17 protein-coding genes, 2 tRNA genes and 1 pseudogene are annotated in these 17457 nt (G+C 68.4%); 13 read left to right on the top strand and 7 right to left on the bottom strand.

From position 1 onward, the window contains the following. From ASE78_RS14575 to nadA, 4 genes and pseudogenes are all read left to right on the top strand, one after another. Positions 1 to 791, top strand: a pseudogene (locus tag ASE78_RS14575) (hypothetical protein); the annotation flags it as partial. 127 nt (positions 792 to 918) lie between these two features. Further along, entirely contained in the window at positions 919 to 1776 is an 858-nt protein-coding gene (locus ASE78_RS14570) for an MBL fold metallo-hydrolase (RefSeq protein WP_056498060.1), read from the top strand. Beyond that, positions 1761 to 2477, top strand: coding sequence for a DUF4230 domain-containing protein (locus tag ASE78_RS14565; protein WP_056498059.1), 717 nt, complete (start codon positions 1761 to 1763; stop codon positions 2475 to 2477). The genes ASE78_RS14570 and ASE78_RS14565 overlap by 16 nt, the downstream gene beginning before the upstream one ends. A 46-nt stretch (positions 2478 to 2523) precedes the next feature. Beyond that, complete coding sequence (gene nadA / locus ASE78_RS14560) at positions 2524 to 3525, top strand: quinolinate synthase NadA (RefSeq protein WP_056498058.1); 1002 nt, start codon at positions 2524 to 2526, stop codon at positions 3523 to 3525. Positions 3526 to 3751: 226 nt separating this feature from the next. Here the strand turns inward: nadA and ASE78_RS14555 are convergent, their stop codons facing one another. Further along, complete coding sequence (locus ASE78_RS14555) at positions 3752 to 4321, bottom strand: hypothetical protein (protein ID WP_056498057.1); 570 nt, start codon at positions 4319 to 4321, stop codon at positions 3752 to 3754. Between the two features lie 102 nt (positions 4322 to 4423). Here ASE78_RS14555 and ASE78_RS14550 point away from each other — a divergent pair, with 102 nt between their 5' ends. The 6 genes from ASE78_RS14550 to ASE78_RS14525 all read left to right on the top strand — a co-directional run bounded on the left by ASE78_RS14550 (position 4424) and on the right by ASE78_RS14525 (position 10976). Then, positions 4424 to 6103 (top strand): DEAD/DEAH box helicase, encoded by a 1680-nt coding sequence (locus ASE78_RS14550; protein WP_056498056.1) that lies wholly within the window; start codon positions 4424 to 4426, stop codon positions 6101 to 6103. A gap of 466 nt (positions 6104 to 6569) precedes the next feature. Next, a complete protein-coding gene (gene rpsA / locus ASE78_RS14545) occupies positions 6570 to 8273 on the top strand; it encodes a 30S ribosomal protein S1 (protein WP_055759105.1) in 1704 nt (567 codons plus the stop codon). A gap of 182 nt (positions 8274 to 8455) precedes the next feature. Continuing rightward, complete coding sequence (locus tag ASE78_RS14540; protein WP_055760438.1) at positions 8456 to 8737, top strand: integration host factor subunit beta; 282 nt, start codon at positions 8456 to 8458, stop codon at positions 8735 to 8737. A gap of 277 nt (positions 8738 to 9014) precedes the next feature. Next, a tRNA-Leu gene (locus ASE78_RS14535) sits at positions 9015 to 9100 on the top strand. A 56-nt stretch (positions 9101 to 9156) separates the two neighbouring features. Continuing rightward, on the top strand, positions 9157 to 10545 hold the full coding sequence (locus tag ASE78_RS14530; RefSeq protein WP_235515090.1) for an ABC transporter substrate-binding protein: 1389 nt from the start codon (positions 9157 to 9159) through the stop codon (positions 10543 to 10545). Between the two features lie 5 nt (positions 10546 to 10550). After that, positions 10551 to 10976: a DUF4112 domain-containing protein gene (locus tag ASE78_RS14525; RefSeq protein WP_056498055.1), complete on the top strand. Its 426-nt coding sequence runs from the start codon at positions 10551 to 10553 to the stop codon at positions 10974 to 10976. Here ASE78_RS14525 and ASE78_RS14520 read toward each other — a convergent pair whose 3' ends face one another. The 6 genes from ASE78_RS14520 to aroA are packed head-to-tail and all read right to left on the bottom strand — an operon-like array spanning position 10977 to position 15866. Beyond that, a complete protein-coding gene (locus tag ASE78_RS14520) occupies positions 10977 to 11696 on the bottom strand; it encodes a ribonuclease T2 family protein (protein ID WP_056498054.1) in 720 nt (239 codons plus the stop codon). It lies immediately after the preceding gene. Beyond that, positions 11693 to 12127: a hypothetical protein gene (locus ASE78_RS14515; RefSeq protein ID WP_056498053.1), complete on the bottom strand. Its 435-nt coding sequence runs from the start codon at positions 12125 to 12127 to the stop codon at positions 11693 to 11695. The genes ASE78_RS14520 and ASE78_RS14515 overlap by 4 nt, the downstream gene beginning before the upstream one ends. 37 nt (positions 12128 to 12164) lie before the next feature. Further along, a complete protein-coding gene (gene nadC, locus ASE78_RS14510) occupies positions 12165 to 13013 on the bottom strand; it encodes a carboxylating nicotinate-nucleotide diphosphorylase (protein ID WP_056498052.1) in 849 nt (282 codons plus the stop codon). A gap of 58 nt (positions 13014 to 13071) precedes the next feature. Further along, positions 13072 to 13860, bottom strand: coding sequence for a hypothetical protein (locus tag ASE78_RS14505; RefSeq protein WP_056498051.1), 789 nt, complete (start codon positions 13858 to 13860; stop codon positions 13072 to 13074). 54 nt (positions 13861 to 13914) lie between these two features. Next, positions 13915 to 14538, bottom strand: coding sequence for a (d)CMP kinase (locus tag ASE78_RS14500; RefSeq protein ID WP_056498050.1), 624 nt, complete (start codon positions 14536 to 14538; stop codon positions 13915 to 13917). Next, positions 14535 to 15866: a 3-phosphoshikimate 1-carboxyvinyltransferase gene (gene aroA / locus ASE78_RS14495; protein ID WP_056498049.1), complete on the bottom strand. Its 1332-nt coding sequence runs from the start codon at positions 15864 to 15866 to the stop codon at positions 14535 to 14537. The genes ASE78_RS14500 and aroA overlap by 4 nt, the downstream gene beginning before the upstream one ends. Before the next feature lie 104 nt (positions 15867 to 15970). Between aroA and ASE78_RS14490 the strand changes: the two genes are divergently transcribed. The 3 genes from ASE78_RS14490 to ASE78_RS14480 all read left to right on the top strand — a co-directional run bounded on the left by ASE78_RS14490 (position 15971) and on the right by ASE78_RS14480 (position 17426). Then, complete coding sequence (locus ASE78_RS14490; protein ID WP_056498048.1) at positions 15971 to 16294, top strand: TIGR02300 family protein; 324 nt, start codon at positions 15971 to 15973, stop codon at positions 16292 to 16294. Positions 16295 to 16416: 122 nt separating this feature from the next. Further along, positions 16417 to 16492, top strand: a tRNA-Ala gene (locus ASE78_RS14485). A 232-nt stretch (positions 16493 to 16724) separates the two neighbouring features. Beyond that, the gene (locus ASE78_RS14480; RefSeq protein WP_056498047.1) at positions 16725 to 17426 is read left to right on the top strand and encodes a Crp/Fnr family transcriptional regulator; all 702 of its coding nucleotides are present in this window, start codon (positions 16725 to 16727) and stop codon (positions 17424 to 17426) included. Positions 17427 to 17457: the final 31 nt, after the last annotated feature.

The raw sequence follows: 17457 nt of genomic DNA, 5'->3' as shown, positions 1-17457 counted from the left end.
CCCGCCGCATCGCCGGCACCGCCACGCTGGCGCTGGCCGTCGCGGGGCTTGGCCTCACCGCATCGGGGACGCAGGCCGCCGAGACGATCCGCACGAAGATGGAACATGCGACCGGCGTCGAGATCGCCGAGGTCGAGGCGAAGGCGGCCGAGGCGCTGGCCCCGGTCCGGGCGCTGGCACCGATCATGCCGGCGCAGGCCGCCCCGCTGCCGGTGGTGCCGGTCGCCGGGCCGAACCCGGCCGCGCGTCCCGCCACACCTGCCGGCCCGGCCACGGCATCGCAGCCCGCCGCGCCGGCGCGCAGCGAGGTGCGCAAGATCATGGTCCGCCAGATCGGCGACGACGGCACGGTGCTGAGCGAGAGCCTGACCGACATTCCCGAGATCGTGAGCGCCAATTGCGGCACCGGCGGCCCGGCCGGCGCGGACCGGCAGGTGACGATCACCCGCACCGAGAACGGCCGGGCCAAAACGATCGTGTGCCAGGACCGCGTCCAGCGTATCGCGAGCGTCGCGACGAGGGAGGCCGCGTTCGCCGAACGCTCCGCCGCCTTCGCCGAAGCGCAGGCCGAAGCAGCCGGTCGCCGTGCCGCCGCCGCCGGCGTACGCGCCGAGGCGCAGGGCCGGATGGCCGCCCTGTCCGGCCTGCGCGCCGGAATGGCCGCGCTGCGCGCCGCCCGCGCTTCGATCTTCGCGCAGACCGATATGCCCGCCGATGCCCGCCGCGAGGCGCTGGCCGGCATCGACGAGGGGATGCGCGAATTGCAGGCCGAAATGGCCGATCAGGACTGATCCGGTTTCCCCGAACGTCCTGCCCCGTTCGTTCGGTGGAAAGGGGACCGGCCGCCAAAGGTGGTCGGTCCCCGTTCTCGTGCCGGCGGTTGCATAAGGGGGGTCGCGCCGCCATCTGCCACAAGCAATGGCCGACTTTCCTCCCGGTATCGCCCAGCCGCTCGAACCGCTGGTCACGCGGCTGCTGGCGCGCAATGCCTCACCCTATACCCATACGGGCACGCAGAGTTTCGTCGTCGGCGGTAGCGGCGCGGTGGCGGTGATCGATCCGGGGCCGGACGATCCGGCGCATCTCGACGCGATCCTGAACGTGGTGGCCGGGCGTGAGGTCGCGTCGATCCTGTGTACCCACACCCACCGCGACCATAGCCCCGGCGCGGCCCCTCTGGCGGCACGGACCGGGGCGGCGATCATCGGCTGCGCAGCCCTGACGATGGACGATGTCGGCCCGCGCGCCGATGCGGCGTTCGACACCGAATACCGCCCCGACCGCGTGCTGCACGATGGCGAGGCGGTGGCGGGCGACGGCTGGACGCTGATCGCGGTGGCGACGCCGGGGCATACCTCCAACCATCTGGCGTTCGCGCTGCCCGAAAGCGGCGCGCTGTTCAGCGGCGATCATGTCATGGGCTGGTCGACGACGATCGTCTCGCCGCCCGACGGGGACATGGGCGAGTATATGGCCAGCCTCGACAAGCTGCTCCAGCGTGACGACCGGGTCTATTATCCGGCCCATGGGGGCGCGGTCGAGAACCCGCGGCGGCTGGTGCGCGGCATGCTCGGCCACCGCAAGCAGCGCGAGGGGCAGATTTTGCGCGGGCTGGAGCGTGGGCTGGCGAGCGTGCCCGAACTGGTGGCGGCGATGTATGTCGGGCTGGATGCGAAGCTGGTCGGCGCGGCGGGGCGATCGGTACTGGCGCATCTGATCGATCTGAAGCGGCGCGGGGTTGTGGTGACGGAGGGCGAGGAATGGCGACGCATGTGAGGCCGGGCGTGCTGCGCACCACGGTAGCGCTGGTGCTGGCAGTCGTCGTCGGGGTCGGGGCGTGGCTCGGCTATCAGCGCTATGCCGAGCGTTATGCGGTGACGACCGAGCCTGACAGCGGCGAGGCAGTGACGCGGATCATCACCGCGCGACTGTCGGGCAGCAGCAGTTTGAAGGTCGCGACCCTCTCTGGCACGTTGCAGGCGCGCGCCACCGACACGCGGGCGTTCGGCTTCCTGAAATCGGATCAGGTGGTGAAGATGCCTTATTCGGTCGACTATTTCGTCGATGTGTCGCGCATCACGTCGGCCGACGTCACCTGGTCGCCCGAAAGCCGGACGCTGGTGGTCGACGCGCCCGACGTGACCGTCGCGGCACCCAATGTCGACGAGGCGGCACGGACGCTGGTGCGCACGCAGGGGCTGTACGTCAGCCGCGAGGCATCGGAGGCGTTGTTCCAGCGCACCTCCGCCGCCGCGCAGACCAAGGCGCAGGCCGAGGCGGGCAGCCCCGAACGGCTGGCGCAGGCGCGCGAAAAGGCGCGCGGCGCACTGGCAACGCTGCTCGGCACGCCGCTCGCGACGCTGGGGTATGGCGATGCGCGGGTGCTGGTGACGTTTCCGGCGGAACGGGGAACGCGTGCGGCCGAGCGCTGGGACGTTTCGGCCAATCCGGCGGACGTGGTCGCCAATCGCCGATGACATTTCCCACGCGCGCCGCTAGGGGCGGCACTTCAGGGAGACGATGATGAACGCGCGCACCGAACTGCCCACCGGCACCGACCTGCTGGCCGAGATCGACCGGTTGCGCCGGGAGCGCAATGCGGTGATCCTCGGCCATTATTACCAGCGGCCCGAGATTCAGGACCTTGCCGATTTCGTCGGCGACAGCCTCGACCTCAGCCGCAAGGCGGCGGCGACCGATGCCGATGTCATCGCCTTCTGTGGCGTGCGCTTCATGGCGGAGACGGCGAAAATCCTGTCGCCCGACAAGACCGTGATCCTGCCCGACATGGATGCCGGCTGTTCGCTGGAGGATAGCTGCCCGCCCGAACAGTTCGCGGCGTTCCGCGCGCAGCATCCCGATCATATCGCGCTGACCTACATCAACTGTTCGACCGAGGTGAAGGCGCTCAGCGACATCATCGTCACCTCGTCGTCGGCGGAAAAGATCCTGTCGCAACTGCCCGCCGACCAGAAGGTGATCTTCGGGCCGGACCGCAACCTCGGCGGGTATCTGACACGCAAGACCGGGCGCGAGATGCTGCTGTGGCCGGGCGTGTGCATCGTCCACGAGGCGTTCAGCGAAACCGAGTTGCTCAAGCTCAAGGCACAATATCCGACCGCGCCGGTCGCGGCGCATCCCGAATGTCCGGCGATCATCCTCGACCATGCCGATTATGTCGGATCGACCAGCGGCATCCTCGCCTATGCCGCCGACTTCCCCGGCGACACGCTGATCGTCGCGACCGAGCCGCATATCATCCACCAGATGGAAAAGGCGCTGCCGCACAAGCGTTTCATCGGTGCGCCCGGCGCGGACGGGAACTGCAACTGCAACATCTGCCCGTATATGGCGCTCAACACGCTGGAGAAGCTGTACATCGCGCTGCGTGACCTGAGCCCGCGGATCGAGATCGAGGAAGGGCTGCGGCTGAAGGCCAAGGTGTCGCTCGAACGGATGCTGGCGATGGCGAGCGGGACGGTGGGGCTGGGCGATCTGGGGCCGTTGCGCGTTACCGGGGACTGACTGCTGCTGGGTCACGCGAAGAAGTAGAAGCCTTATGTTCGCGCGGAGGCGCGGAGGCGCAGAGAGGGTGCGTTCGCGGCTATGCCTTGCCGCGTAAGCGGCCGTGATTGCTCGTTGCAGCCGGGTTGAGAGGCGTTGCCGGACAGGCGGACAGCGCCTTGCACGCAACCTCTCTGCGCCTCTGCGCCTCTGCGCGAACCAACCTTCTTCGTGCCTTCGCGTGACCCTATTGCGCTGGCAGCACCTCGACGCTCGCGCGTTGCCGGGCCAGCACGTCGGGGTCGCTCGCCAGCGCGTGGAGATAGGCGTGACGTTCGGGGGTGCCGCGTCTGAGCGCTTCGAGATGCTCGCGCTGGTCGCGGGTCAGGGTGAAGCGGACATAGCCTTTTCCGGTCAGGCACTGGTCGGTCGTGGTCTGGAGCGCGGTGCGGACTTCGCGGAAGCGGGCGCGGGGGTTGGCTCCTTCGGTGATCCGCGCCACCTGCTGCGCGGTGTTGAGCGCCACCGGATCGATCTCCAGCATGCCCGCGCCGCTGGATGACGGGGGCGGCGCGGCACCACCGCCCGACGGCTGGTTGGTCAGCACCGAATCGAGCTGGCGCGAGGCGGTGATGAGCGTCTTGACCGCCTTCATCTGCGACACGTCGGTCGACAGCCCGGCGCGACCGCATTCGACCGCATCGGTGCGATACTGGTCGAGGCTCACGCCGGCCCGACCCCAACTGCCACGCGGCGGATCGGCGGCCAGCGCGGACCCCGACAGGCACAGCGTTGCCAGCGCCAAACGTGCGATCATGACGACTCTCTCCTGATTTTCGTCGCAACCTAACGCAGCGAATGGCCAAGAACAACGCGCGCGGCCTTGCCGTGGCCGCAATTTAGGGCCATCTGGCGCACCATGCCCTTTTCTAAGTTGCCCGAACCGCTCGCCGCGGCGCTTTCCGCGCGTGGTTATGAATCCCCGACCGCCGTCCAGGCCGCCGTCCTGACCCCCGAAGCCGAGGGGCGCGACCTGCTGGTGTCCGCCCAGACCGGTTCCGGCAAGACCGTCGCTTTCGGCCTCGCCATCGCGCCCGACCTGCTCGACGCGGATGCGAAGATGCCGCGTGCTGGCGCACCGCTGGCGCTGGCCATCGCGCCGACGCGCGAACTGGCGCTCCAGGTCGCGCGCGAACTGCAATGGCTGTACGGCGAGAACGGCGCGCGCATCGTGTCGTGCGTCGGCGGCATGGACGCGGCGCGCGAACGCCGCAACCTGAGCCATGGCACCCACATCGTCGTCGGCACGCCTGGCCGCCTGCGCGACCATCTGGAACGCGGCGCGCTCGACCTGTCGGCGCTCAAGGTCGCCATTCTCGACGAGGCCGACGAGATGCTCGACATGGGGTTCCGCGAGGATCTCGAAGGCATTCTCGACCGTACTCCCGCCGAGCGGCGCACGCTGCTGTTCTCGGCGACGCTTGCCAAGCCGATCGTGGCGCTGGCCAAGCGCTACCAGAAGGACGCCTATCGCATCGACACGCGCGAGGCGGAGCGCGGCCACGGCGACATCAGCTATCAGGCGATGACCGTTGCGCCGAACGACATCGAGAATGCGGTCGTCAACCTGCTGCGGCTGCACGAGCCGGATACCGCCTTCCTGTTCTGCGCCACGCGCGAGGCGGTGCGCCACCTGCATGCCAATCTGGTCGAGCGCGGGTTCGATGCGGTGGCGCTGTCGGGCGAGCATTCGCAGTCGGAGCGCAACCATGCGTTGCAGGCGCTGCGCGATCGCCGGGCCCGGGTCTGCGTCGCGACCGACGTGGCGGCGCGGGGCATCGATCTGCCGTCGCTCAGCCTTGTCGTCCATGTCGAGCTGCCGCGCGATGCCGAGGCGCTCCAGCACCGTTCGGGCCGTACCGGCCGCGCGGGCAAGAAGGGCATCGCCGCGCTGATCGTGCCGTTCCAGCGTCGTCGCCGGGTCGAGGGGTTGCTGCGTGACGCCAAGATCAACGCCGAATGGATCGGCGTGCCGACCCCCGACCAGATTCACGCCGCCGATCGCGACCGGCTGCTCGCCAAGCTGGCCGAACCGGTCGAATTCGACGAGGCGGATGTCGAGCTGGGCACGCGGTTGCTGACCGAGAAGTCGCCCGAGGATATTGCCGCGCTGCTGGTGCGCGCCTACCGCGCCAAGTTGCCCGCGCCCGAGGAATTGTCGGCAGGCGGCGCGCCCGAGCGGCGCGAGCGGCCGGAAGGTCCGCGCGCGGGCTTCGAGGATACGGTGTGGTTCCGCATGAACGTCGGCCGGCGGCAGAATGCCGACCCGCGCTGGCTGCTGCCGTTGCTGTGCCGTCGCGGGCACATCACCAAGAGCGAGATCGGCGCGATCCGCATCGGCAACGAGGAATCGGCGTTCGAAATCCCCAAAGCGATCGCGGCGAAGTTCGTCGCATCGGTCAAGCGGACGGCGACGCCCGACGAAGATTTGATGTTCGAGCAGATGGCCGGCCCGCCGGCGATGCCGCAGCGCCGCCCGCAAGGCGCGCCGCCGCGGCATGCGGCCAAGCCGTACCGGCCGGGCGCGCGGCGGAGCTGATCGGGTCTTTTACGCTGGGACGCGAAGGAAGAAGAAGGTTGGTTCGCGCGGAGGCGCAGAGGCGCGGAGTGGTTTCGATTCGGGCAGTCGTTGCCTGTCCGACGGAGCCTTTCAGCCTCGCTGCAACAAGCGATGACAGCCGCTGACGCGGCGATTGCTGTCCGCGCGCGCAACCTTCTCCGCGCCTCCGCGCCTCCGCGTGAACCGATCTTCTTTCTTCTTCGCGCCGAAGTCCTCCCGTTGCACGCTATTGCCAAAAAGCGTATGGCGCGCCGGTTCGACGAGTGCAGACTCGCGAAGGCCGGGCGTGTCATGCGCCCATTCCGCACCGCCGGGCCACGCCTTTCGCGACAAAGGATTCGCCGGATGCCGCAATCGACGTTCGGTCGCTGCGGCACTCCCGGTCAAAGACCGCCGGATTCAACCGGCCGGCCGGAAACAAGTACGTTTAGGAATTAATATCTGTATGGCCAGCATGGCAAATCCCACCCGTGACGATTTCGCGTCGATGCTCGACGACATGTTCGGTGCTTCGGAAAGCTTCGAGGGCCGTGTGGTCATCGGCACCGTCACCGGCATCGAGAACGATCTGGCGGTCATCGACGTCGGTCTGAAGTCGGAAGGCCGCGTGCCGCTGCGCGAATTCGCAGCACCGGGCCAGAAGGCCGATCTGAAGGTCGGTGACGAAGTCGAGGTCTATGTCGACCGCGTCGAGAATGCGAACGGCGAAGCGATGCTCAGCCGCGACCGCGCCCGCCGCGAAGCCGCATGGGACAAGCTGGAAACCGAATTCGCCAAGACCGCGCGTGTCGAGGGCGTCATCTTCGGCCGGGTCAAGGGCGGCTTCACCGTCGACCTGTCGGGCGCCGTCGCGTTCCTGCCGGGTTCGCAGGTCGACATCCGTCCGGTGCGCGACGTCACCCCGCTGATGGACATCCCGCAGCCGTTCCAGATCCTGAAGATGGACCGCAAGCGCGGCAACATCGTCGTGTCGCGTCGCGCCGTGCTGGAAGAAACCCGCGCCGAGCAGCGTTCGGGCCTGATCCTGTCGCTGGCCGAAGGCCAGATCATCGACGGCGTCGTCAAGAACATCACCGATTACGGTGCGTTCGTCGACCTGGGCGGCATCGACGGCCTGCTGCACGTCACCGACCTGAGCTACAAGCGCGTCGGTCATCCGAGCGAAGTGCTGAACATCGGTGATACGGTGAAGGTGCAGATCATCCGCATCAACCGCGACACGCAGCGCATCTCGCTCGGCATGAAGCAGCTCGAGAGCGATCCGTGGGATGGCGCCGGCGCCAAGTATCCGATCGGCGCCAAGCTGTCGGGCCGCGTCACGAACATTACCGAATATGGTGCGTTCGTCGAACTGGAGCCGGGCATCGAGGGCCTCGTCCACGTTTCGGAAATGAGCTGGACCAAGAAGAACGTCCATCCGGGCAAGATCGTGTCGACCTCGCAGGAAGTCGACGTCATCGTCCTGGAAGTCGATCAGGACAAGCGTCGCATCTCGCTGGGTCTCAAGCAGGCACAGGCCAATCCGTGGGACAAGTTCGCCGAGGATCACCCGGTCGGGTCGACCGTCGAGGGCGAAGTCAAGAACGCGACCGAATTCGGTCTGTTCATCGGTCTGGACGGCGATGTCGACGGCATGGTCCACATGTCGGATATCGCATGGGGCATTTCGGGCGAGGACGCGCTCAACCTGCACCGCAAGGGCGAGACGGTCCAGGCCGTCGTGCTCGCGGTCGAGCCGGACAAGGAGCGTATCTCGCTCGGCATGAAGCAGCTCGAGCGTGGTGGCCCGGTCGTCGCGCAGGCGGGTGATCGCCTGAACAAGAATGCGATCGTGACCGTGACCGTGCTCGAAGTCCGCGACGCGGGCCTCGAAGTGCAGCAGGGCGACGATGGCGCGACCGGCTTCATCAAGCGCACCGACCTTGGCCGTGACCGTGACGAGCAGCGCCCCGAGCGCTTCCAGGTCGGCCAGAAGTTCGACGCGATGGTGACGGGCTTCGATCGTTCGAAGAAGCCGACCTTCTCGATCAAGGCGATGCAGATCGCCGAGGAGAAGCAGGCCGTGGCGCAGTACGGTTCGTCCGATTCGGGCGCGTCGCTGGGCGACATTCTGGGCGAGGCGCTCAAGGCGCGCACCGAACAGAAGTAAGTCCGCTTCCGGTCCACCAACCGGCGAAAATGACGGGGCGCTTCCACTACGGAAGCGCCCCGTTTTTCGTTCATTCAAAAGACCAATTGGCAGCGCGACTACATATAAGTTAAGCGTGACAATCGTATAACGGGCGTGGGGCGCGGCCGCCGGGTGATCGGGGCGTGCAAGTCGAGGGCAAGATGATCCGATCCGAACTGGTGCAATTGGTCGCGCAGGATAACCCCGGTCTGCCGCAGCGGGACATCGAACGGATCGTCGCCACCTTCTTCGATTCGATCGTCGAGCGGCTGCGCGACGAAGGCCGCGTCGAACTGCGCGGCTTTGGTGCCTTCTCCACCCGCGCGCGCGACGCCCGCACCGGCCGCAACCCGCGCACCGGTGAATCGGTCGAGGTCGACGCCAAGCGCGTGCCCTATTTCAAGCCCGGCAAGGAAATGCGCGCGCGGCTGAACGTAGCGTAAGGCGGCGGCGGATAGCGGCGCTACCCGCAGACTCGCCGCACGCCGGCCGGCCTTGCTGCAAGCAAGGTTCGACGTGACGACATGGGCTTTGCCGCGGCGCGAAGGGGGTCTGGGACAGCCTCCAACGGCACGCGATTTTCCGCCAAGTCATTGTCGAAACCGCTGGCGTATCGCGCTGTCATGCGCGTAGATCGCATGACGTCGGACGGCCTTTCGGTCGCCGGCCGGCTCGACACGGTGACGATCAAGCTGCGCTTGCTCTGCTCTGTGTCAGCGCGCGGACGTGGCGAAATCGGTAGACGCAGCGGACTTAAAATCCGCTTCCCTCAGGGAGTGTGGGTTCAAGTCCCACCGTCCGCACCAACGGCAACCGTACTCGCGACTGGCGGCGGTCCTGCGATCCGTGGCATTGGCATAGCATGCGCTGCCGTATCCTTCTGCCGCTGTTCCTCATGCTCTCCGCCTGCGACCGGGGTGCCGACGATCGGCCGGTGGTGGTCAGCGTCGTGCAGGAGGGCCGGGGTGGCGATGCCGAGCGGGCGGTGCTGCGCGGCGCGGTGGCGCAGGGGCTGGTGCGGTTCGATGCGGCGGGTCAGGTCGAACCGGCGATCGCCGCGCGGTGGAACATGCTCGATGGTGGGCGCAGCTATATCTTTCGTCTGGGCGATGCGACGTGGAGCGACGGGCGACCCGTCACCGCCGGGCAGGTGGTACAGGCGCTACGCCATGCGGTGCGGCCCGATGCCGGGCACCGGCTGAGCCCGTTCCTGCGATCGATCGACGAGATCGTCGCGATGACGCCGCAGGTGATCGAGGTGCGGCTGAAGCGGCCGAACACCGAATTGCTGACGCTGCTGGCGCAACCCGAACTGGCGGTGATCCGGGGACCGCATGGCAGCGGGCCGCTGCGCCGGTTGCAGCGCGCGGGCGTGTGGCTGCGCGCGCCGGCCGATCCCGACGCGCCGCCGCCGGTCGCCGCCGACGAAATCCGGTTGCGGGGGGAACGGGGCAGCCGTGCCATCGCGCGGTTCGTCGAGGGGCGCTCCGATCTGGTGCTGGGCGGGGGCGTGGCCGACTGGTCGATCGTCCGTGCCGCCGCGCCGACGCCGGCGGACCTCCGGGTCGATCCGGCGCGGGGGCTGTTCGGCTTCGCCTTTGCCGCGCGTAGCGGGTTCCTGTCGCAGCCGCTGGGGCGTGCGGCGGTGGCGATGGCATTGCAGTCGGGAGAGATTCCGGCAGCGATCGATGCAGGGTGGGGCGGGGCGACGACGGTGCTGCCCGAACGGCTCGATTCGGCAAGCGATCCGGCGCTGCCGCCGTGGCGCAACCTGACGACCGAGCAGCGTTGGCAGACTGCGCGGGCGCAGGTTGCAGGGTTCGCGGGGCCGGTAACGGTGCGCGTGGCGCTGCCCGACGGGCCGGGGGCGACATTGGTGTGGGGGCGGACGGCGCGGGTGCTCGCCCGGATCGGCATCGCGGCGCGGCGGGTGGCGATCGATGCGCCGGCCGATCTGCGGCTGATCGATCAGGTCGCGCCCTATGACAGCGCGCGCTGGTATCTCGCCAATGCGTGCCGGCCGTGTTCGATCGAGGCGCTGACGCTGATCGCCGGCGCGCGCGATGCCGCGACGCTGGAGGTGCGTGCGCAGCGGCTGGCGGCGGCGGACGCGGCGCTGGCGGCGGATGTCGCGTTCGTGACCCTTGCGCGGCCGTGGCGCTGGTCGCTGGTCGCGCGGCGGCTGGGCGCGTTTCAGACCAATGCGCGCGGGGTGCATCCGTTGAACCATCTGCGTCGCGATCCCAGATAGGGTTCATGGCCAAGCCGACCCGCATCTCGCCCGACATGTTCGACCGTATCGCCGGACACCTCGACCGTGATCCCGCCGCCGTCCGTCGCCGGGTGGTGGCGATCGAGCGGTTGATGGAACGATCGATGACGTTTCCCGGCACCAATCAGCCGGTGGGGCTCGATTTCCTGCTGAACCTGATTCCCGTGGTCGGCAGCTTTATCGGCGCGGCGATGGGCAGCTATATGCTGTGGGAAGCGCGCAATCTGGGAATGTCGAAGTGGCAGATGACGCGGATGGCGGGCAATGTCGGCGTCGATTGGGCGCTGGGTGCGATTCCCTTGGTCGGGGCGATCCCCGATTTCTTCTTCCGGTCGAACACGCGCAATCTGGCGATCATCCGCAAGCATCTCGACCGCCACCATCCCGCGACGGTGACGGTCGAGCGGTAATCATCCCGCGTCGCGGCCGCCGCGCCAGATCTTGATCGGGGTATTGGGCGTCACGCCGCCCTGATGCGCCGGACAGCGGGCGAAGCGGCGACGGCTGTCGAGGCAGAGCCAGACTTCGTCGAGCCAGCCGCGCTGGTTGGTGGTGATCCGCATCGAATCGGCGGTGATGCCCGGATTGGCGCGGGCGATGGCGCTGGCGAGTTGCCCGGCGGTGAGGCCGGGGCGGCGTGACAGCGCCATCATGTCGGGAAAGCGCAACCGCTGGAACAGCGCGCGCGATTCGTTGAAATAGGCGATCGGGGTCACGCCCATGCAGGTGCCGTGCTTGGCATATTCATGCTGGAGCAGTTGCGCCGAGGGGGTGACGCACAAATTCTGGCGGATCACCGCTTGCGGTAGGATCGGCGCGGCGCTGCAATATTGCGGCCATGTCTTGCCCGTGCCGTCGGGCCACAGCCCGTGAAGGGTGAAGCCGAAGCGGTTGTCGCCACCGCACTGGAAGCCGTCGCGCGCGCTGTCGCGGCGGGTGCGGCAATATTCGGGGCTCCAGGTGATCGCGAGCGTGTAGCTGCCGATCGGCAGGACGCGGCGCGGCTGCTGGGGGCTGGGGCTGTCGGGGCGGGGACGTTCGACCTGCGCGGGGGCGCTGCACTGGAGCGTTTGCGCCCCGGCCAAGGCGGGTGCCAGCAGTGCGGCGAGGGTGAGCGCGAGGCGCTTCATGCGACGTCCTCCGGGTAGGTGTGGTCGAACCATGGCCGGGCGTCGCGGCGGAACAGCGCGATGACCGCGATCAGTTGCAGGACGACGGCGACCATCCGCAGGATGCCGGTTGTGTCGCTCGCCACCGCGCCCGAGGAAATGCCGAGCAGCAGGCTGCCGAGCGACAGCGCGGTGAAGGCGGTGACGATCCATTTGGCGACGGTGCTGCCGCGCCGGGCGACGAGATACCACAGCAGCAGCGAGATCAGGATGCCCGCCCCGGCGAACACCACCGCCAGCACGACTCCTGCCGAGCGGACTGGCGCGAACGATGGATCGGTTTCGATCATCGCCATCAGTTGCGGCCATTGCAGGATCGTGCCGATCAGGCCGACGACGATCGCCAGCAGATAGAAGCGATCGAACCGGACGATCGAAGCCGGACGCACCATGTGCGCTTTCCCCAAATGATTCGTGATGCCGCCCGGGTTATGGGGCGTCGAGCGTGAAATCCAGCCCGATATCGGCTGCCGGGGCGGATTGGGTGAGGCGGCCGACGCTGACATAGTTCACGCCGGTTTCGGCGATGGCGCGGATCGTGTCGAGCCGGACGCCGCCCGACGCTTCGGTGGGCACGCGCCCGGCGACGCGCGTCACCGCTTCGCGCAGGGTGGCGGGAGCCATGTTGTCGAGCAGCAGATGGGTGGCGCCGGCGGCGATGGCGGGTTCGATCTGGTCGATCGAATCGACCTCGACGATGATCCGTTCGATCCCGGCGGCGACCGCGCGGGCGGTGGCTTCGCCGACCGATCCGGCGACGGCGACGTGATTGTCCTTTATCATCGCTGCGTCCCACAGCCCGATGCGGTGGTTGGTGGCGCCCCCCATGCGGGTGGCGTATTTTTCGAGGCGGCGGAGACCCGGAATGGTCTTGCGGGTGTCGAGCAGCGTCGCGCCGGTGCCCTCGATCGCGGTGACATAGGTCGCGGTGAGCGTCGCCACGCCCGAGAGATGCTGCACGGTGTTGAGCGCCGAGCGTTCGGCGGTGAGCAGCGCGCGGGCGTTGCCGCGCAGCCGCAGCAGGGCGGTGCCGGCGGCGACCCGGTCGCCGTCCGCCACCAGCGGTTCAAGTTCGGCCGAGGGGTCGAGATGGCGGAAGAAGGCGGCGGCGATGTCGAGGCCGGCGACGGTGATCGCGTCGCGGCTGTCCATGACGCCCGAGAAGATCGCATCGGCCGGGATGACGGCGGCGGCGGTGATGTCGCCCGCCTCGCCCATATCCTCGGCAAGCGTGGCGCGAATGAAGGTGGAGAGGTCGAAACCGGGGATCATGGACATGGGCGCGCTATAGGCCGGCGGGGTGGGTTGCGGAAGCGTGACGCGCGCAATCCGCCGCTCAGAACCATTTGCGGCGGCCGCCGCGGACGAGGCCGATCAGCGTGGCGACGACGATCAGCGCGCCCCCGGCAAGCGCGGCGAGGGCGACCGGCGCCGACGTGCTGCCGCCCGCCGCGTGGATCGCGGTCAGCGCCCACAGGAACACCAGCGCATAGGGCGGATTGCCGGCGCTCCGCAGCAGCGCCAGCGCGCCGATCGCGCTGGCGACGATCATGACGGCGGCGGCGATCAGCGGGGCCGATTCGCCGGCGTCGACGCCGTGGAAGCGCAGCGCGGCGGCGATGTTGACGGTCGAGGCAACCGTCAGCCAGCTCGTCAGCGCCGACAGCGGCAGCACGGCGCACCAGCGCGCGCCGGCGGAAAAGCGCGTCGGCCATGCCGCCAGCGTCCGATAGGCGCGCAGCAGACAGCCGAGCGTGAAGAGGATGATCGCGACCGAGACGATGCTCAGGCCGAACGACTGGGTGTAAAGCGCCCACAGGCCGTTGCCGAAGAACGCGCCCGCGGCAGGCCAGCGCAGCCGGGCGAGCAGTGGGTCGTACCGGTTCGCGGGCAACGCCTGGTACCCCGCGAAAACGAGCGTGCCGAGATAGAGCGGCCCCCAGATCGCGAACGCCCAGCCCGCCGGGGTGACGAGCGTCGAGACGCTGTCCGACTGCGATCCGATCGGCGCGCCGATGCCGAGCGAGGGCAGCACCGGGGTCAGGATCTGGAACAGCGCGGCGGCAACGGGGGCGAGGATCACCGGGCCGACGGGACGGGATGCGGGGGCGTGGATCGTGGCCATGGCGGCGAAACGATCGGCCGGGGCCGGGGTTGCGGCGGTGCCGCCGCACCCGGCCTATTTCGCCCGTTGCCCCTCGACGATGGCGATGGCGCGGTCGATCGCGGCGTCGATCGAGAGGAAGCTGGTGTCGAGCGGAGCGGCGTTGGCGGCCATCACCAAGGGCGCGGTGCTGCGGCCCGAATCGCGCTCGTCGCGGGCGCGGATGTCGGCCAGCACGCGGTCGTAGAGCGTCGTGGGATCGGTTTTCAGCAGTTCGGCATGACGGCGCTTGGCGCGGATCGACGGGGTGGCCTTCACGAACAGCTTGGCATCGGCATCTGGCGCAATGACCGTGCCGATGTCGCGCCCGTCAAGCACCGCGCCGCCCGGTTGCTGGGCGAAGCGGCGCTGGCGGTGGAAGAGGGCGGCGCGCACCAGTGGGTGGGCCGAGACGATCGAGGCGGTCTTGCCGGCATCGTCGGTGCGCAGCCATGGGTCGTCCAGCAGCGTATCGGGAAAGTCGCATGCCGCCACGCCGTCCGCCTCGCGCGTCGGGTCCATCCCCTCGCGCAGCACGGTCGCGGCGACCGCGCGGTAGAGCAGCCCGGTGTCGAGGTGCGGCAGGCCATAGTGGCGCGCCAGCGCGCGGGCGATGGTGCCCTTGCCCGAGGCGGCGGGGCCGTCGACCGCGATAATCACAAGGGTGCGCCCAGACCACGCAGCAGCGTGGTGAAGGTGGGGAAACTGGTCGCCACCGGGGCCATGTCGTCGATGGTGACGGGTTCGCGGCTGACGAGACCGGCGACGACGAAGCTCATCGCGATACGGTGGTCGAGCTTCGCGTCGATGGTGCCGCCGCCGGGCAGCGGATCGCCGCCGGTGCCGTCGATGATGAGTCCGTCCTCGGTCTCCTCGACGGTCGCGCCGATCGCGCGCAGCCCTTGCACCATCGTCGTGATACGGTCGCTTTCCTTGACGCGCAGTTCTTCCAGACCACGGGTAATGGTGCGGCCCTTCGCCAGCGCGGCGGCGACGAACAGGATCGGAAATTCGTCGATCATCGCTGGGGCGACCGCCGGATCGACCTCGATTCCCGTCAGCGACGAGGCGCGGACGACGAGGTCGGCGACCGGCTCGCCGCCGACGTCGCGTGGATTCTCGAACGCGATGTCGCCGCCCATCGCGCGCAGCACGTCGAACAGCGCGGCGCGGGTGGGGTTCAGGCCGACGTTGGTGATCGTCACCGCGCTGCCCGGCACCAGCAGCGCCGCGACGACTGGGAAGGCGGCCGACGACGGATCGCCCGGCACCACGATCGTCTGCGGCTTCAATTCGGCTTCGCCATGGAGTTCGATGACGCGGCCCTTCGGCGTCTGCTCGACGGTGAGCTTCGCGCCGAAACCGGTCAGCATCCGCTCGCTATGGTCGCGGGTCGGCACCGGCTCGACGACGCGGGTGATGCCCGGCGTGTTGAGCCCGGCGAGCAGGATCGCCGACTTCACCTGCGCCGAGGCGACCGGCAGCGTATAGTCGATCGGCACGGCGGGCACGATGCCGCGCAGCATGAGGGGGAGGCGACCGCCGGGGCTGGCGGTGATCTCGGCACCCATCTGGCCGAGCGGATCGATGACCCGGCCCATCGGCCGCTTGCTGAGCGAGGCGTCGCCGACGAAGGTCGCGGTAATCGCGTGGGAGGCGACGAGGCCCATCAGCAGCCGGGTGGAAGTGCCCGAATTGCCCATGTCGAGCTGCGTGGCCGGTTGCAGCAGCCCGCCAACGCCGACGCCGTCGATCGTCCAGACTCCGTCGGCCCCGCGCACGATGTGCGCGCCCATCGCCCGCATCGCGCCGGCGGTGGACAGCACGTCCTCCCCTTCCAGCAACCCGGTCACGCGGCTGGTGCCGACCGCCAGCGCGGAGAGCATCAGCGAGCGGTGGCTGATCGACTTGTCGCCGGGAACCGGGGCAGTGCCCTTGAGCGGACCGCTGGCGGCGACGGCGAGGGGGGTGGGGGTGGTCGCGTGCATCGGGCGCGGCTTTGACAGCGCGTGCCCGCTATGGCAAGGCGCTGCCCGATGCGGGGCTGATGGCCCCCTTTTTTTACACAGCACCGAAAGGTTTGGGGCTACCCATGGTGAAGCCGGAATGGGGTACGAAGCGTACCTGCCCGAAATGCGCGACGCGCTTCTATGATCTTGGCAACGACGAACCCGTCACCTGCATCAACTGCGGCGTGCACTGGACCCCGGAACCGATCCTGAAGTCCAAGCAGCCGATGCCGTTCGAGCAGGTGAAGCCGGGCGTCGAGAAGGAAGGCGCGAAGGACGCCGATCTGGGCGACGATCTGGACATCGAGGGTGACGACGAGCCGTCGGCCGACGACGATGTCGACCTGGGCGGTGACGACGATCTGGGCGTCGACACCACCGACGAGGACAGCGACGCCGAGCGTTGATGTTTTTTCGGGGCGGCAGGCGCAAAAAGGCGCTTGCCAAACCGGCGCCCTCCGCATAGAGGGCGCTCCTCCCCGACGGGGACGCGACCACCGCCGACGAGCAGCGGTGTCGTGAAAAGGATGGGGCCGTAGCTCAGCTGGGAGAGCGCTGCAATGGCATTGCAGAGGTCAGGGGTTCGATCCCCCTCGGCTCCACCAATTCTTTCAAAAACCCCGCAGCGATGCGGGGTTTTTTGTTGTGGATGGCAGGCCGGTTTACGGCGCAAGGCATTGATTTATTCCTATTATCCGATGGTTGGCGGGTCGGCGTGACCGATCGGAAAAAGCGATGAATTTTCGCCGCTTAAACCAGTATATCGTGCGGTCGCGGAACAGCCGTTAGCTGACGTGCCCTATGACCGGGGCCAATATCGTACGGCGGCGCACAAGATTGCACGCCTATTCAGGACTGAACGATGCCGATCGCCGGCAGATCGACACGCTGCTCGACCAGCGGCGGCAGGTGGTGCCCGCGCGGCGCGACGTGCTGGGCGAGGGCGAGGTGCCGCGCTTCGTCCATGTCGTGCTGGAGGGATGGGGCTGTCGCTATCGCCAGATGTCGGACGGGCGGCGGCAGATCCTGTCGGTGATCCTGCCGGGCGACGTGTTCGACGTGACCGGGCAGGTGGCGATCCGTATGGATCACGCGATCGGCGCGATCACGCAGATGACCGTCGCCGAAGTATCGGCGGAGGCGCTCCACGACCTGCAACTGCATGTTCCGGCGGTGGCGCAGGCGGTGCGGTGGAACGGCCATGTGACGACCGCGACACACCGCGAATGGATCGTGAGCTTGGGACTGCGATCGGCGCGCGAGCGGATCGCGCAACTGTTCTGCGAGGTCTATTTCCGGCTGAACCTGATCGGCCTGTGCCCGACGCAGGCGTGCGAATTTCCGCTGACCCAGGCCGATGTGGCGGATGCGACCGGGCTGACCCCGGTTCACGTCAACCGGATGGTGCAGGAAATGCGGCGCGACCGGTTGATCGAATGGGCGGGCAAGTCGCTGACGATCCTCGACCTCGATGCGCTGTGCGAGGTCGCGCAGTTCACGCCGGCGTATCTCCATCTGGAACATGCCGTGCCGGCATGAGACGGCGGCTGTCCCGGAACTGGACGATGGG

It is taken from the genome of Sphingomonas sp. Leaf25 (genome assembly GCF_001421635.1).
GTDB lineage: Bacteria > Pseudomonadota > Alphaproteobacteria > Sphingomonadales > Sphingomonadaceae > Sphingomonas.
Note: the sequence above shows the minus strand (reverse complement) of the source record. Positions and strands in the feature narration are given on the sequence as shown.